Raw genomic sequence first — 14,478 nt, 5'->3', positions numbered from 1 at the left:
CTGCGCGGTCTACCATCGTCCGTAGTAGACGCTGGCGTCGCTGCTGCCATCTGAGGAGTCATCACGTGAGTATTCGCGAGCGCGCCGCGCCGCGCCGAATACGCGCAATACGTTCCACCTTCCTGGCGTACCTGTCGTTGACCAAGCCACGGATCATCGAGTTGCTGTTGGTGACGACCATTCCGGCGATGCTGTTGGCCGACCGCGGTACGGTGAATCCGCTGCTGATCTTCAACACGCTGATCGGCGGGATGCTGGCCGCCGCGGGCGCGCACGCCCTGAACTGCGTGGTCGACGCCGACATCGACAAGGTGATGAAGCGCACCGCGCGCCGGCCGCTGGCCCGCGATGCCGTCCCGACGCGCAACGCGCTGGTGTTCGGTCTGGTGCTCGGTGCCATCTCCTTCGTCTGGCTGTGGCGCACCACCTACCTGGTCTCGGGCCTGCTGGCGGTGGCCACCATCGCCTTCTACGTGCTGGTCTATTCGATGCTGCTCAAACGGCACACCTCGCAGAACGTGGTCTGGGGCGGGGCGGCCGGTTGCATGCCGGTGGTGATCGGCTGGTCGGCGGTGACCGGCACCATCGGCTGGCCGGCGCTGGTGATGTTCTTGGTGATCTTCTTCTGGACTCCGCCGCACACCTGGGCGCTGGCGATGCGCTACAAGGACGACTACGCCGCGGCGGGGGTGCCGATGCTGCCGGTGGTCGCCACCGAGCGCGTCGTCACGCACCGCATCGTGGTCTACACCTGGGCGACGGTGGCCGCCACACTGGCGCTGGTGCCCGCCGCCGGCTGGCTGTACGCCTCAGTGGCGTTCCTGGCCGGGGTCTGGTTCCTGGCCATGGCCCACCAGCTCTATGCCGGGGTGCGCCGCGGGGAGCCGGTCAAGCCGCTGCGGCTGTTCCTGCAGTCGAACAACTACCTCGCGGTGGTGTTCTGCGCACTGGCGGTGGACTCGGCCATCGGCTTGCCCACGCTGTTCTAAGACCCACCGTTCCACTCGAAGCGGGTCTCGCCGTGCACGTTGAGCACAGCCGCGATGCGCTGCCGCATCCGTTCCGGCATCTCCGGTAGCGCCGCCAGCGCGCACCACCGCGCATCGGTGCTCTCATCGTCGGCCGGGTAGGGCTCGCCGGCCACCCAGCGCATGGCGAAGACGTGGTCGAGGTATTGGGCGTGATCCCCGTTGGCGTGAGTCACCGGCGCGGTGGCGTGCACCCAGACCAGGCGTTGCGGCACCGCGGTGACACCGGTCTCCTCGGCGACTTCGCGGACCGCGGCGTCGGCCGGCTCCTCACCGGGGTCGACGATCCCGGTGACCGGCGCCCAGATGCCGTTATCCGCCCGCTCGATGAGCAGCACCTCATCGTCGCGGATCACCACTGCCGTCACGCCGGTCAGCCAGAGCGGGGCGTGGCCGATGGCGGCCCGGAGGTCGACGATGAACTGCGGAATCGGCATGTGACCGATCGTGCCAGGCAGCTCGGTTCAGCCTCACAGCATTAGTCCAGGTAACGCGAGGGTGGAACATCTTGCGCTGGTGGCCGCGACGGTTATTCAATCGACGATAATGACAATCATATTCAACAAGCTGGCGGGCGCCCGGCTGTGACCGCCGCGTCGCCGGTATGGATGGCATCTCCTCCGGAGGTGCACTCGGCGCTGTTGAGTGCCGGCGCGGGACCGGGCCCACTGCTGGCCTCCGCAGCGGCGTGGTCGGCGCTGAGCGCGGAGTACACAGCGGTCGCCGACGAGCTCATGGCGGTACTGGGGGCCGTGCAGGCCGGGACGTGGCAGGGGCCGAGCGCACAGTCGTATGTGGCCGCGCACGCTCCGTATCTGGCGTGGCTGAACCAAGCCGGTGCGGACGGTGCTGCTGCGGCGGCGCAGTCTGAGACGGCGGCCGCCGCGTATACGACGGCGTTGGCCGCGATGCCGACGTTGGCGGAGCTGGCGGCCAATCACGCGGTGCACGGTGTGCTGGTGGCGACGAATTTCTTTGGGATCAACACCATTCCGATCGCGGTCAATGAGGCCGACTATGCGCGGATGTGGGTGCAGGCGGCTACGACGATGGCGACGTATGAAGCAGTCAGTGGCGCGGCAGTGGCCACGGTGCCCGACATCCCGCCGGCGCCACAGATCGCGAAAACCGATGCCGCAACGCCGCAGGACGACCACGATGACACCGACCCCACCGTCGACAATCCGCTGGATCAGCTCATCGCCAAGATGCTGAACACCGCCAGCAATGGACAGATCAACTGGGACCCCGGCCACGCCATGATGAACGGCATTCCGTACGACCAGTACACCGATCCCAGCCAGCCGATGTTCTGGCTGGTCCGGTCGCTGGAGTTGTTCGAGGACTTCCAACAGTTCGGCGTGTATCTCCAACACAATCCGGCACTGGCCTTTCAGTATCTGGTCCAGCTCGCCGAGTTCGATTGGCCGACCCACATCGCCGAGATCGCCACCTCGCTGGGGCAAACGCCCCAGTTGCTCGCCGTCGCGGTCGGCGTGATGGTCGCCCCCGTTGGCGCCGTGGGCGGCTTCGCCGGGCTGGCCGGGCTGGCCGGCGTGCCGCCGGCGCCGCCGACGATGGCTGCGCTGCCCGCCGACACGGCTGGGCAGGCGTTGCCGGCGGTGGGCAGTGTCCCGCCCGCGCCGGCGGTTTCCGGATCGGTCAGCGCATCGGCCCCCGCGCCGCCGGCACCGGCGAGCGCGGCCGGCGGCGCCGCGCCGGCAGCGGCCGGGCCACCGCCGCCGGCCGGGGCGTCGTTCGTCCCGCCCTACCTGATCGGCGGACCCGGTATCGGTACGGGATCGGGGATGGGTGCCGCCGCGCGTTCGGCACGCAAGGCGCCCGAACCCGACAGCACTGCCGCGGCGGCAGCGGCGCGGGAGGCCAATCGCGAACGGGCGCAGGCCCGGCGCCGTCGGCGTGCCGCCAGGCAGGATCACGCCGATCGGTTCATGACGATGGGGGTGGAGGTCGACCCGGACTGGCAGCTGCCCGACGAGGAGCCGGTGCTGGCCGCCGGCCGGGGCGCCGGACCGCTGGGTTTCACCGGCAGCGCGGCCGAAGGGCAGCTCGCTGCGGCAGGGATGACCCGGCTGACCGGTGTGTTCGGCAACGGGCCGACGGAGCCGATGATGCCGGCCAGTTGGGACGACGACGGAAACAATTAAGTTTGGGTAGCCGAAAAACAGAGTTCCTTGTACTAAAGTTACTCGGCGTGCCAGGGGTGTGGATGGCGTCGCCGCCGGAGCTGCATTCGGCGCTGTTGAGCGCTGGGCCCGGAGCCGGGCCACTGTGGGCGGCGGCTGGGGCGTGGTCATCGCTGAGCGCCGAGTACATCGCGGTGGCCCAGGAGCTGACCGCTGTCCTGGCCGCGGTGGAAGCCGGAGCCTGGCAGGGGCCGAGCGCGGAGGAGTATCTGGCTGCCCACACTCCGTACCTGGCCTGGCTGAGCCGCGCCGGCGCGGACAGTGCGGTGGCCGCAGCGCAATGCCAGACGGCGGCCGCGGCCTATAGCGCCGCGCTGGCGGCGATGCCGACGCTGCCGGAGTTGGCGGCCAACCACGCCACCCACGGCGTGCTGATCGCGACGAACTTCTTCGGTATCAACACCATTCCGATCGCGCTCAACGAAGCCGACTACGTCCGGATGTGGGTGCAGGCCGCCGCCACGATGGCCGGCTATGAGGCGGTGGCGGGCTCGGCGGTGGCCTCGACCCCGCGCCTCAGCGCCGCGCCGCCCATCACCAATGGCCCGGGGGTGCACGATCCCAAGGTCGACAACCCGCTGAACCTGGAGATCGTGCAACTGCTCAAGAACGTCGGCATCAACTGGGATCCGACGGCGGGAACCATCAATGGGCACGTGTACGACTACTACGCGAACGCCAACGACCCGATGTGGTATCTCGCCCGAGCCCTGGAACTGGTGGCCAACTTCCAATACGCCGGTACGCAGGACCCGACGGCGGCGTGGCAGTACCTGCTGGCCGTGGCGCTGCTCGACTGGCCGACCCACGTGGCGCAGTTCACCGCAACGCTGAGCCAGTCGGCGCCCCTGCTGGCGGCCGCGACCGGCGCGTTGGCTGCCCCGGTCGGCGCTCTCGGCGGGCTCGGCGGCTTGGCGAGCCTGCCCGCACCTCCCGAGGCAGGGGCCGCAGCGGCAGCGCCCGTCCCGTCGGCGTCGGCCCTGCCGACGGTCGTCAGCAGCGCCCCGGCGGTCCCCGCCGCAGCCGCTCCGGCAACGGCTTCGCCCGCGGCGCCGGCCGGCCCGCCGGCGAGCCCGCCACCGGCCCCGACACCGCCCCCGGCTGTCCAGGCATTCGCTTACCCGTATCTGGTCGGTGGCGGGCCCGGCGCCACCCCGCGGGTCGGTACCGGCGCCGGGGCGAGCGCCCCGGCGAGCGCCAGCAGAAAAGCAGCGGAGCCGGATCTCGCCACCGTCGCGGCCGAAGCCGCCGCACGAGCACGCGCACGCCGCCACCGGCGCGCGATCAAGCGCGACCACGGTGACGCGGTGATCAAAGTCGGCGCCGACGCCTCGGATCAAGGGGCGGGGCCGCTGGGGAGCAGCGGGAGCGTAACGCCGGGCGTCAATGCGGCCGGGCTGACCCGGCTGGCCGGGGCAGAATTCGGCCAAAGTCCGCGGCTGCCACTGCTGCCCGAAGGCTGGAAGGTCGGCTAGGGCACCAGGACGATCGAACCGGTGGTCTTGCGGGCCTGCAGATCCCGGTGCGCGTCGGCCGCCTCGGCCAGCGGATAACGCCGGCTCACCGTCACCTCGATCGAGCCTGCCGCGATCGCGTCGAACAACTCTCCTGCGCGCCAAGAGAATTCCTGCGCCGAGCGGGTGAAGTGAGCCAGGTTCGGCCGGGTCAAATACACCGACCCCGCAGCATTGAGCCGCTGCGGATCCACCGGCGGGACGGGTCCGCTGGCCGCACCGAACAGCGCCAGCGTGCCCCGAACCGCCAGGCTGGCCAGGCTGGCGTCGAACGTCGTCGCACCTACGCCGTCGTATACCGCGGCAGCCCCGGCGCCGTCGGTCAACTCCCGGATGCGGGCGCCGAACGCGGCGGCGTCCGAGCCGGGGTAGTCGAGCACCTCGACAGCGCCGGCCCGCCGGGACAGCTCAGCCTTCGCCGGCGTCGAGACCGTGGTGATCACCCGTGCGCCGCGCGCCGTGGCCCACTGGGTCAAGATCAGGCCCACTCCGCCCGCGCCGGCGTGCAGCAAGACGGTGTCGCCGCGTTGCACCGGGTACACCGACGTGATCAGGTAGTGCGCGGTCAGGCCCTTGAGCAGTACGGCCGCCGCCACACCCGAGTCGACGCCGGCGGGGATCGGCGCCGCCAAAGATGCTGGGGCCGTGCAGTATTGCGCATAGGCCCCGGTGGCGGCGGCGGTCACCACGCGGTCACCGACGCTCAGCGTCGTCACCTCGGCGCCGACTTCGGCCACGGTGCCCGCGGCTTCGCTGCCGAGCACGAACGGCAGCTCGGCCGGGTACGTCCCGGAGCGGAAATAGGTGTCGATGTAGTTGACCCCGACCGCCTCGGCCCGGATCAACACCTCGCCGGCGGCGGGGGAGGGCTGCGGTCGGTCGACTACGTTCAGGACTTCTGGGCCGCCGGTCGCGGCGATTTCCACGGCGTGCATGGTGACTATCATCTCCGAATGTGAGGTCTGCATGAAGCTGGCCCGGCCCTATATCTTCCACCCGCGCATCGTGTTGGCGGGCGATCCGCGCCGCGGGCACGAGGAGCGCCCCGGCTCCGACGACGACGCGGGCCTGCTCGCCGCGCTGCGGCACCGGGGGCTGCAGGCCCGCCGGCTGGCCTGGGATGCCCCGGAGACCCTCGAGGCCGACCTGGTGATTCTGCGCTCGGCCGGCGACCCGGACCGGCGCGCTGAGTTCGCGGCGTGGACCACGCGGGTGCGCCACCTGTTGAACCCGCCGGAAGTAGTCGCCTGGAACGCCGACCCGCGCTACCTGGCGGACTTGCAATGCGACGGGGTGCCCACAGCGCCCGGCGCGACGGCTCAGACCGCGCTGGTGTTTTTCGGCGCCGGCCGGTCGCACGCATTCGGCGCTGCCGGGCCCGACCCGGACTTCGAGCTGTGGGATGTCGGCCGCGCCGCCCTGCGCGCGGCTGCCGAACGCTTGAGCATCCGCATCGAGGAGTTGCTCTACGCGCGCGCCGACGTCTCGGGAACGGCCGCCGACGCTCGGCTGGTCGGCCTGGATCTCGTTGCGCCGCAACTGGGATTCAGCGAACTCCAGGCCGGCGAAGGTGAGCTGGCGCAGCGCCGGTTCGCCGTCGAGGTCTCCGCGGCGTTAGAGCGGCTCGGGCTCGGTCCGCTCGCGCAGCGACGCCCATAGGGCTGCGCTCGCGCCGGTGACCAGCACGGCGCCCGCCACGTGCAGGATGACCAGCACGGCGGGCACCCCGGTGAAGTATTGGATGACGCCGATCAGCCCCTGCGCGAAGGTCAGGGCGATGACCACGGCAAGCCGGCGGGTCACCGGCTTGGCCGCCCCCACCACGACCAGCCCGAACGCCAGACCCACCAGCAGCCCCAGGAACGCGATCAACAGGGACTCGTGCAGGTGGGCCAGCGTGGCCACCTCGACCTTGAGCCGGGCCACCGTGCGGGTGGCGCTCTTGTCGCCGGCGTGCGGTCCGGCGCCGGTCACCAAGGTGCCGGTCACCAGTACCGCGGCCAGCGTGATGGCGCACAGCCCCGTCAAAGTGCGTAGCGGCGCCGGCACCCGCTGGCGCACCACCGCATCGTCGGGTTCGCCGACCTTCACAAACAGCAGCACCGCCAGCCAGACCATCAGCATCGAGACCAGCAGGTGCACGGCCACCGTCCACCACGCCAGCCCGGTGCGCACCGTGATACCGCCGATCACGGCCTGCAGCACCGTGGAGCCCGGCATCAACCAGGCGTAGACCAGCACTTCGCGGCGCCGCCGCGCCCGGATCAGCGCCAATACGGCCAGCGCCGAGGTGATGACCACCGCGAAGGTCACCATCCGGTTGCCGAACTCGATGGCCTGATGGATTCGCGGGACCTCGGACACGGCCACCGGGACGTAACTGCCCGGGAAGCACTGCGGCCAGGTCGGGCAGCCCAACCCGGAGGCGGTGACGCGGACGATCGCACCGGTGACGGAGATGAAGCCCTGGGTGAAGACGACGGCGGCGGCCAGCAGTCGCTGGGTGCGCAGGCTCGGGTCCGGCAGCAGATCCACCAGGCGCATCAGGAAGGGTCGCACGGGCTGATCGTAGAGGATCGGGAACTACAGCATGTAGTAGCTCAGGCGTGGGCGGCTCAGCTGAACCGGAACCAGCGCACCGCGCCGACGCCGGCCAGCAGCCCCCACACCGCCACCACCGCGATGCCGAACCAGTCGAACGAGACGGTCAGTGCCTGCGCCAGCGCCTCGGTGAGCGACCCCGAGGGGGTGAGCCGGGCGAGCCAGCGGATCGGGTCGGGCACCAGATCGGTCTCCACCGTCAGCGCCGAGAACCCGCCGAAGACGAACCACAGCAGGTTGGCCACGGCCAGCACGATCTCGGCCCGCAGGCTGCCGCCGAGCAGCAGACCCAACGCTGCGAAGCACGCCGTGCCCAGCGCGATGACCACCGCCCCCAGACCCAGCCCGATCAGCGTCGGCCGCCAGCCCAGAGCCACGCCGATCAGCCCGAGCAGCACCGACTGCAGCAGCACCACCGTCGCCACCGACAGTGATTTGCCGGTGATCACGCCCCACACCGGCAGTGCGGTGGCGCCCAGGCGTTTCAGCGCGCCGTAGCGGCGGTCGAATGCCACCGCGATCGCCTGGCCGGTGAAGGCGGTGGCGATCACGGCCAGCGACATGATCACCGGCAGCAGGGTGGTGGCGCGCTCGGCGTGGCCCTCGCCGAACGGGCCCAGCGGCAGCAGCGACATCCCGATCAGCAAGGTGATCGGGATGAACATGGTCAACAGCAGCTGCTCGCCGTTGCGCAGCAGCAGGGTCAGCTCCAGCCGGTACTGGGCGGCCAGCATGGCCGGCACGCTGGCCGGCCGCGGGTCGGGGGTGAAGGTGCCGGGCGGAAACGAGGTGGTCATGCGCGCAGCTCCCGTCCCGTCAGCTCCAAGAACACGTCCTCCAGGCTGCGCTGCTCCACCCGCAGCTGGGTGGCCAGCACGTCGAGGCGAGCGCACCAGGCGGTCACCGTGGCCAGCACCTGCGGGTCGACCCGCCCTTCGACGAGGTATTCGCCGGGTTGCACCTCGCTGGCTCGGTAGCCCTCCGGCAACGCGGTGATCAGCAACGACAGATCCAGGCGCGGAGGGGCAGTGAACCGCACCTGACCCTGGGCGCCGCTGCGGGTCAACTCCTGCGGCGTCCCGGCGGCCACCGCCGCGCCGTGGTCGATGATCAGCAGCCGGTCGGCGAGTTCCTCGGCCTCCCGAAGATGGTGGGTGGTCAGCACCACGGTCACGCCGTCGCGGCGCAGGGCGTCGATCAGCTCCCACACCAGCAGGCGCGCATGGGCGTCCATGCCGGCAGTCGGCTCGTCGAGGAACACCAGCTCCGGGCGCCCGACCAAGGCGCAGGCCAGGGCAAGCCGCTGTTGCTGGCCGCCCGAGAGCCTGCGGTAGGTGGTGCGGGCGGCGTCGGTCAGGCCGAGGGTGTCCAGCAGCCACTGCGGATCCAGCGGGTTCGCCGAATAGGACGCCACCAGCTTGAGCATCTCGCCGGCGCGGGCCGCCGGGTAGCCGCCGCCGCCCTGCAGCATCACCCCGATGCGTTCCCGCAGCCGGGCGTTGTCGGCGACCGGGTCCAGTCCTAGCACCTCGATGCTGCCGGCGTCCGGGCGTACGAAGCCCTCGCACATCTCGACCGTCGTCGTCTTGCCGGCGCCGTTGGGGCCGAGCAGCGCGAAGACTTCGGCGGTGTGCACCTCGAGATCAAGGCCGGCGACCGCCTCGGTCGCTGCTGGACCGGCCCCGTAACGCTTGCGCACTCCGCGCAACCGCACCGCGACAGCTGAGCTCACGGGGAATCAGCGTAAGCGTCGGCGACGGCGGCGGAGCGCGGGGTCGGTCCCGGCGTCGGCTCATCGCCGGCACGGCCGCGCTCGGCGGGCAACTCCCGCCACGGCAGATGCCGGTAGGTCAGCAGGAACAACGCCAGCACCACGACGGCGCTGGCCAGGGTGGCGTCCACGATCTGAAACAGTGCGAAGCGGTCGCCGTTGGCGGTCGGGCCGAAGATGCCGACCACCAGCGTCACCGCGATCACCGCGATCCGGAAACCGGGGCGGGTCGCCCAGGCGGCGAGCGGGATGATCGCCCACAGCAGATACCAGGGCTGCACCACCGGGAACAGCAGCACCGTGACGCCCAGCGCGACGCCGAGCCCGCCGACCGGATGCAGCCGGCCCTGGAACACCACCAGCAGCAGCCAGATCACCATCACCGCGATGATCAGCACACCGATGCCACGCGTCAGCGACAGCACCGCGGTGGTGTGATCGCCCAGGCCCAGCAGGATCCCGACCTGACCGGTACCCAGCGCGAGCAGCGTCGGCGGTGACATCCAGCTGCGGACCACGTTGGCGGTGCCCAGGGTGAACACCCAGCCGAAGCCCAGGCCACTGGCCCAGCCGATCACGCCCATCACCGCCACCGCCACCGCGCTGCTCCCGACCCCGGCGAGCACGAACGCCCGCAGGTCGCCGCCCCAGCGCCAGCCCAGGGCCATCGCCACGAATCCGAGCGCCAGCAGCGACGGCAGCTTGACCTGCGACGACATCGCGATCAGCACCGCCCCGAAGATCAACTCGGCCAGCGGCATCCACTCCCGCGGCGGCCGGCGCAGGCCCGGCAGCAGGGGTTTGGCCACGGTGATCCCACGCAGGGCGAACTCCGTGCCGGTCAGCATCAGGCCGAGCATCAACGCTTCGTTGTGGATACCGGCGACCAGGTGCATCAGCAGCAGCGGATTGGCCGCGCCCAACCACAGGGCGCTGACCTCGGCCACCCCGCAGCGTGCGGCCAGGCGCGGCACCGCCCACACGATCAACCCGACACCGAGCAGCACCACTACCCGGTGGCACAACACCGCGGTGACGATGTTCTCCCCGGTCAGCGCGGAGATTCCGCGGCCGATCCACAAGAACAACGGTCCGTAGGGAGCCGGTGTCTCCCGCCACAGGCTGGGCACCGACAGGGTGAACACGTGGTCGAGCCCCAGCGCCGGCGCCGGGCCCACCCGGTAGGGGTCCAGTCCCAGCCGGGAGATCTGACTCTGCGCCAGGTAGGAGTACACGTCCTTGCTGTACATCGGCGGCGCGACCAGCAGCGGCAGCATCCACAGCAGCAGCGTGCGGTCGAGCTGGCTACGCGACATCCGGCGCCGCCCGCTCAATGCGAACCGGCCCAGCATCAGCCAGGCCAGCGTCATCATCACCGCCCCGGTGGTGGTCATGGTCAGCGCCACCGTCTGCAGCCGCGACGGCAGGTTCAGCAGCCGTACCCCGAAGGTGGGGTCTTGGATCACCGGGCGCGCACCCGCCCCCAGCGCACCGATCGCCATCAGCACGGTGCCGGCCGCGCCGAACAGGCGAGTGCGCCGCAGCGCGACCAGTTCCGCGTTGTTGAGGGGAGTGCCGACGGTGCGCTCGTCGCCGTGCAAATGCGCGATCGACGTGCTCAGCGAGTGCCGGCGGGCTGCCATCCCAGCAGCGTAACGGCCCGTCCCCGAGGTCCTCGGGGCCGTCCGGACAACAGCGGAGTGTGATCAGCGCAACTGCCGATTCCGGCCGAACTGAGGTAACCCTTTCTGGACCCGGCCGCGGAATTGCGTCACACTGGTGTTGTGAAATTCAAGGCCGAGGCGAAGGCCGCCACCGAATCCGCCGGGCACCGTCCCGGCGGTGCGGTATTGCCTGGGCCTCAGCCGGCCGTGGACCTCGCCGGCAGCCATGATTCACCCGAGGGCCCCACCCGCCAGGCCGTGGTGCGTCTGCTGATGGAGTCCGGGTCCATCACCGCCGGTGAGATCGGCGCCCAGCTGGGGCTGTCGGCCGCCGGGGTGCGGCGCCACCTGGACGCCCTGATCGAGATGGGTGACGCCGAGGCGCACGCGCCGGCGTCCTGGCAGCAGGTGGGGCGCGGGCGTCCGGCCAAGCGGTTCCAGCTCACCGCCGCCGGCCGGGGCAAGCTCGGGCACCGCTACGACGACCTGGCGGTGGCCGCGATGCGCCAACTGCGCGAGATCGGCGGCGAGGACGCGGTGGTCGCCTTCGCCCGCCAGCGCATCGACACCATCCTGTCCGAGGTCGCCGAGGTTGCCGCCGGTGCTGACACCGACGCCGACGAGGATCTGGAGGTCACCGCCGAACGGATCGCCGCGGCGCTGACCGACGCCGGTTATGCCGCCTCCACCGCGCGGGTGGAGGGCGGTGTTCCCGGGGTGCAGATCCTGCAGCACCATTGCCCGGTGGCCAATGTCGCCAAGGAGTTCCCGGAACTGTGCCGGGCCGAGCGGCAGGCGATGGCCGAAGTGCTGGGCACTCACGTGCAGCGGCTGGCGACCATCGCCGACGGCGGATACGTCTGCACCACCCACGTACCGCTGATCAACAAGAGCGCCAAGTCCGTCCGAGCCGGCAAGACCGCCAAACCCGGCAAGGCCGGGACCGCCAAAAAACAGCACTAGTAGCACCGATCGACCTTCGGCGCACCGCCTGCGCCGAAGCCATCACGAGCACTGAAGGAGCGTCACCATGACACTCACACCGGAGGCCACCGCAGCAGCGGTCGAGCCGAGCACCCAGGAAGAGACGATCGCGTCGCTGGGCCGGTACGAATACGGTTGGGCTGACACCGATGCCGCGGGCGCCGCCGCCCAGCGTGGCCTGTCCGAGGACGTGGTGCGCGACATCTCGGCGAAGAAGAACGAGCCGGAGTGGATGCTCGAGGCCCGGCTGCGCGCCTACCGGACGTTCATGAAGAAGCCGATGCCCAACTGGGGCTCGGATCTGTCCGGCATCGACTTCGACAACATCAAGTACTTCGTCCGGTCCACCGAGAAGCAGGCCCAGACCTGGGAGGACCTGCCCGAGGACATCCGCAACACCTATGACCGGCTGGGCATCCCGGAGGCCGAGAAGCAGCGCTACATCGGTGGGGTGGCGGCCCAGTACGAGTCCGAGGTCGTCTACCACAAGATTCGCGAGGACCTGGAAGCCCAGGGCGTGATCTTCCTCGACACCGACACCGCGCTCAAAGAGCACGAGGAGCTGTTCCGGGAGTACTTCGCCACCGTGATTCCGGCCGGGGACAACAAGTTCTCGGCGCTGAACACCGCGGTGTGGAGCGGCGGATCGTTCATCTACGTGCCCAAGGGTGTGCACGTCGACATCCCGCTGCAGGCCTACTTCCGGATCAACACCGAGAACATGGGCCAGTTCGAGCGCACCCTGATCATCGTCGACGAAGACGCCTACGTGCACTACATCGAGGGCTGCACCGCCCCGGTGTACTCGAGCGACTCGCTGCACTCGGCGGTGGTGGAGATCGTCGTCAAACCGCGCGGCCGCTGCCGCTACACCACCATCCAGAACTGGTCGGTCAACGTCTACAACCTGGTCACCAAGCGGGCGCGGGCCGAAGAGGGCGCCACCATGGAGTGGGTCGACGGCAACATCGGCTCCAAGGTGACCATGAAGTACCCGGCGGTGTGGATGACCGGCGAGCACGCCAAGGGCGAGGTGCTCTCGGTCGCGTTCGCCGGCGAGGACCAGCACCAGGACACCGGCGCCAAGATGCTGCATCTGGCGCCCAACACCTCGTCCAACATCGTCTCGAAGTCGGTGGCGCGCAGCGGCGGCCGATCCTCCTATCGGGGCCTGGTGGAGATCCACAAGGGCGCCCAGGGGGCGAAGTCCAGCGTGAAGTGTGACGCGCTGCTGGTCGACGACGTCAGCCGCAGCGACACCTATCCCTACGTCGACATCCGAGAGGACGACGTCACTGTGGGCCACGAGGCCACCGTGTCGAAGGTCAGCGAGAACCAGCTGTTCTACCTGATGAGCCGGGGCCTGACCGAGGACGAGGCGATGGCGATGGTGGTGCGCGGCTTCGTCGAGCCGATCGCCAAGGAACTGCCGATGGAGTACGCGCTGGAGCTCAACAAGCTGATCCAGCTGCAAATGGAAGGCTCGGTGGGCTAGTGGCTTCGACTGGTTTGAGTCCAAACCCGGCTGCCAACCTCACCGAGGCCGCCGAAAGCATCAACAAGGGCACCGCGTTCACCTCGTTCGACGTGGACGCCTTCGAGGTGCCGCACGGTCGCGACGAGGCATGGCGGTTCACCCCGCTGCGCCGGCTGCGCGGCCTGCACGACGGCTCCGCGGTCGCCGACGCCTCCGCCACGATCGAGGTTTCCGCGGACACGGCGGTGCGGACCGAGACCGTGCAGCGCGGCGACGACCGGCTGGGGGCGGCCGGTATGCCAGCGGATCGTGTTGCTGCCCAAGCTTTCTCGGCATTCGGCGACGCGACGGTGGTCACCGTTCCCAAGGACACCAGCGTCGAGGAACCGATCACCATCACCGTCACCGGTCCCGGTGCGGGTGCCACCGCCTACGGGCATCTGCAGCTGCGTGCCGAGGAACTGTCGCGCGCGACGGTCGTGATCGATGTGCGGGGCAGCGGAACCTATGCCGACAACGTTGAATTCGTCGTCGGCGATGCCGCGCAGCTCACGGTGGTGTGGATCATCGAGGCAGCGGCCGACGACCTGGTGCACGTCAGCATGCACCACGCGGTGCTCGGCAAGGACGCGGTGCTGCGCCACACCGCCGTGCAGCTGGGCGGCGAGTTGGTGCGGCTGACCGGGCGGGTCCGGTTCGACGGACCGGGCGGTGACGCCGAGCTGCTCGGCCTGTACTTCGCCGACGACGGCCAGCACCTCGAATCACGGCTGCTGGTCGATCACAGCCAGCCCAACTGCCGCTCCAACGTGCTCTACAAGGGTGCGCTGCAGGGCGACCCGGATTCGGCACGGCCGGACGCGCACACGGTCTGGGTCGGCGACGTGTTGATCCGCGCGGCCGGCGTGGGCACCGACACCTTCGAGGTGAACCGCAATCTGATCCTGGCCGACGGTGCCCGGGCGGATTCGATCCCCAACCTGGAGATCGAGACCGGCGAGATCGTCCAGGCCGGCCACGCCAGCGCCACCGGCCGATTCGACGACCTGCAGCTGTTCTACCTGCAGGCCCGCGGCATCCCGGAAGACCAGGCCCGGCGCCTGATCGTGCGCGGTTTCTTCGGCGAGATCATCTCCAAGATCCCGGTGGCGTTCATCCAGGAGCGCCTCACCGACGCCGTCGAGCGCGAACTCGCGATCACCGAGAACAAGTAAACGACTTAAAGGACACGA

The 14,478-nt window shown here is 70.0% G+C and carries 13 protein-coding genes; 7 read left to right on the top strand and 6 right to left on the bottom strand.

Annotated elements, in window-relative coordinates; genetic code table 11:
* Window positions 1-65 precede the first annotated feature (65 nt).
* Window positions 66-989, top strand: a complete 924-nt coding sequence (locus A5648_RS00855; RefSeq protein WP_065022728.1) for a heme o synthase — start codon at window positions 66-68, stop codon at window positions 987-989.
* Here the strand turns inward: A5648_RS00855 and A5648_RS00850 are convergent.
* A complete protein-coding gene (locus A5648_RS00850; protein WP_065022727.1) occupies window positions 986-1,465 on the bottom strand; it encodes an NUDIX hydrolase in 480 nt (159 codons plus the stop codon). The two genes, A5648_RS00855 and A5648_RS00850, sit on opposite strands and share 4 nt — an antisense overlap.
* A 171-nt stretch (window positions 1,466-1,636) precedes the next feature.
* On the opposite strand from A5648_RS00850, the gene A5648_RS00845 reads away from it, so the two are divergent.
* Both A5648_RS00845 and A5648_RS00840 read left to right on the top strand, forming a co-directional pair.
* Window positions 1,637-3,196 carry a PPE family protein gene (locus A5648_RS00845; protein WP_065022793.1) on the top strand — a complete coding sequence of 520 codons (1,560 nt, stop codon included), beginning with the start codon at window positions 1,637-1,639 and terminating at the stop codon, window positions 3,194-3,196.
* 62 nt (window positions 3,197-3,258) lie between these two features.
* On the top strand, window positions 3,259-4,710 hold the full coding sequence (locus tag A5648_RS00840; protein WP_065022726.1) for a PPE family protein: 1,452 nt from the start codon (window positions 3,259-3,261) through the stop codon (window positions 4,708-4,710).
* Here A5648_RS00840 and A5648_RS00835 read toward each other — a convergent pair.
* The gene (locus A5648_RS00835; protein WP_065022725.1) at window positions 4,707-5,684 is read right to left on the bottom strand and encodes a quinone oxidoreductase family protein; all 978 of its coding nucleotides are present in this window, start codon (window positions 5,682-5,684) and stop codon (window positions 4,707-4,709) included. The two genes, A5648_RS00840 and A5648_RS00835, sit on opposite strands and share 4 nt — an antisense overlap.
* 31 nt (window positions 5,685-5,715) lie before the next feature.
* Between A5648_RS00835 and A5648_RS00830 the strand changes: the two genes are divergently transcribed.
* Window positions 5,716-6,408 carry a hypothetical protein gene (locus A5648_RS00830; protein ID WP_065022792.1) on the top strand — a complete coding sequence of 231 codons (693 nt, stop codon included), beginning with the start codon at window positions 5,716-5,718 and terminating at the stop codon, window positions 6,406-6,408.
* Here the strand turns inward: A5648_RS00830 and A5648_RS00825 are convergent.
* From A5648_RS00825 to mptB, 4 genes are all read right to left on the bottom strand, one after another.
* On the bottom strand, window positions 6,364-7,293 hold the full coding sequence (locus A5648_RS00825; RefSeq protein WP_065022724.1) for a COX15/CtaA family protein: 930 nt from the start codon (window positions 7,291-7,293) through the stop codon (window positions 6,364-6,366). The genes A5648_RS00830 and A5648_RS00825 overlap by 45 nt on opposite strands.
* A 71-nt stretch (window positions 7,294-7,364) precedes the next feature.
* On the bottom strand, window positions 7,365-8,147 hold the full coding sequence (locus A5648_RS00820; protein ID WP_065022723.1) for an ABC transporter permease: 783 nt from the start codon (window positions 8,145-8,147) through the stop codon (window positions 7,365-7,367).
* On the bottom strand, window positions 8,144-9,082 hold the full coding sequence (locus tag A5648_RS00815; protein ID WP_082966261.1) for an ABC transporter ATP-binding protein: 939 nt from the start codon (window positions 9,080-9,082) through the stop codon (window positions 8,144-8,146). Before A5648_RS00815 ends, A5648_RS00820 begins: the two co-directional genes overlap by 4 nt.
* Window positions 9,079-10,764, bottom strand: a complete 1,686-nt coding sequence (mptB, locus tag A5648_RS00810; RefSeq protein ID WP_065022722.1) for a polyprenol phosphomannose-dependent alpha 1,6 mannosyltransferase MptB — start codon at window positions 10,762-10,764, stop codon at window positions 9,079-9,081. Before mptB ends, A5648_RS00815 begins: the two co-directional genes overlap by 4 nt.
* A gap of 207 nt (window positions 10,765-10,971) precedes the next feature.
* Here mptB and A5648_RS00805 point away from each other — a divergent pair, with 207 nt between their 5' ends.
* From A5648_RS00805 to sufD, 3 genes are all read left to right on the top strand, one after another.
* A complete protein-coding gene (locus A5648_RS00805; protein ID WP_065022790.1) occupies window positions 10,972-11,748 on the top strand; it encodes a helix-turn-helix transcriptional regulator in 777 nt (258 codons plus the stop codon).
* Between the two features lie 67 nt (window positions 11,749-11,815).
* On the top strand, window positions 11,816-13,264 hold the full coding sequence (sufB, locus tag A5648_RS00800; RefSeq protein WP_065022721.1) for a Fe-S cluster assembly protein SufB: 1,449 nt from the start codon (window positions 11,816-11,818) through the stop codon (window positions 13,262-13,264).
* Window positions 13,264-14,460 (top strand): Fe-S cluster assembly protein SufD, encoded by a 1,197-nt coding sequence (sufD, locus tag A5648_RS00795; protein ID WP_082966259.1) that lies wholly within the window; start codon window positions 13,264-13,266, stop codon window positions 14,458-14,460. The genes sufB and sufD overlap by 1 nt, the downstream gene beginning before the upstream one ends.
* Window positions 14,461-14,478 lie beyond the last annotated feature (18 nt).

The sequence above is a fragment of the Mycolicibacter sinensis genome (assembly GCF_001673565.1).
Taxonomy (GTDB): domain Bacteria; phylum Actinomycetota; class Actinomycetes; order Mycobacteriales; family Mycobacteriaceae; genus Mycobacterium; species Mycobacterium sinense_C.
The sequence above is the reverse complement of the archived record's forward strand: the minus strand, read 5'-3'. Positions and strand labels throughout refer to the sequence as shown.

Bases quoted from the DNA above. Each gene is read 5' to 3' on its own strand.
- A5648_RS00845 (WP_065022793.1), top strand. From the start codon at position 1,637: ATGGCATCTCCTCCGGAGGTGCACTCGGCGCTGTTGAGTGCCGGCGCG.
- A5648_RS00840 (WP_065022726.1), top strand. From the start codon at position 3,259: ATGGCGTCGCCGCCGGAGCTGCATTCGGCGCTGTTGAGCGCTGGGCCC.
- A5648_RS00850 (WP_065022727.1), bottom strand. From the start codon at position 1,465: ATGCCGATTCCGCAGTTCATCGTCGACCTCCGGGCCGCCATCGGCCAC.
- A5648_RS00835 (WP_065022725.1), bottom strand. From the start codon at position 5,684: ATGCACGCCGTGGAAATCGCCGCGACCGGCGGCCCAGAAGTCCTGAAC.
- sufB (WP_065022721.1), top strand. From the start codon at position 11,816: ATGACACTCACACCGGAGGCCACCGCAGCAGCGGTCGAGCCGAGCACC.
- A5648_RS00830 (WP_065022792.1), top strand. From the start codon at position 5,716: ATGAAGCTGGCCCGGCCCTATATCTTCCACCCGCGCATCGTGTTGGCG.
- A5648_RS00820 (WP_065022723.1), bottom strand. From the start codon at position 8,147: ATGACCACCTCGTTTCCGCCCGGCACCTTCACCCCCGACCCGCGGCCG.
- mptB (WP_065022722.1), bottom strand. From the start codon at position 10,764: ATGGCAGCCCGCCGGCACTCGCTGAGCACGTCGATCGCGCATTTGCAC.
- A5648_RS00825 (WP_065022724.1), bottom strand. From the start codon at position 7,293: ATGCGCCTGGTGGATCTGCTGCCGGACCCGAGCCTGCGCACCCAGCGA.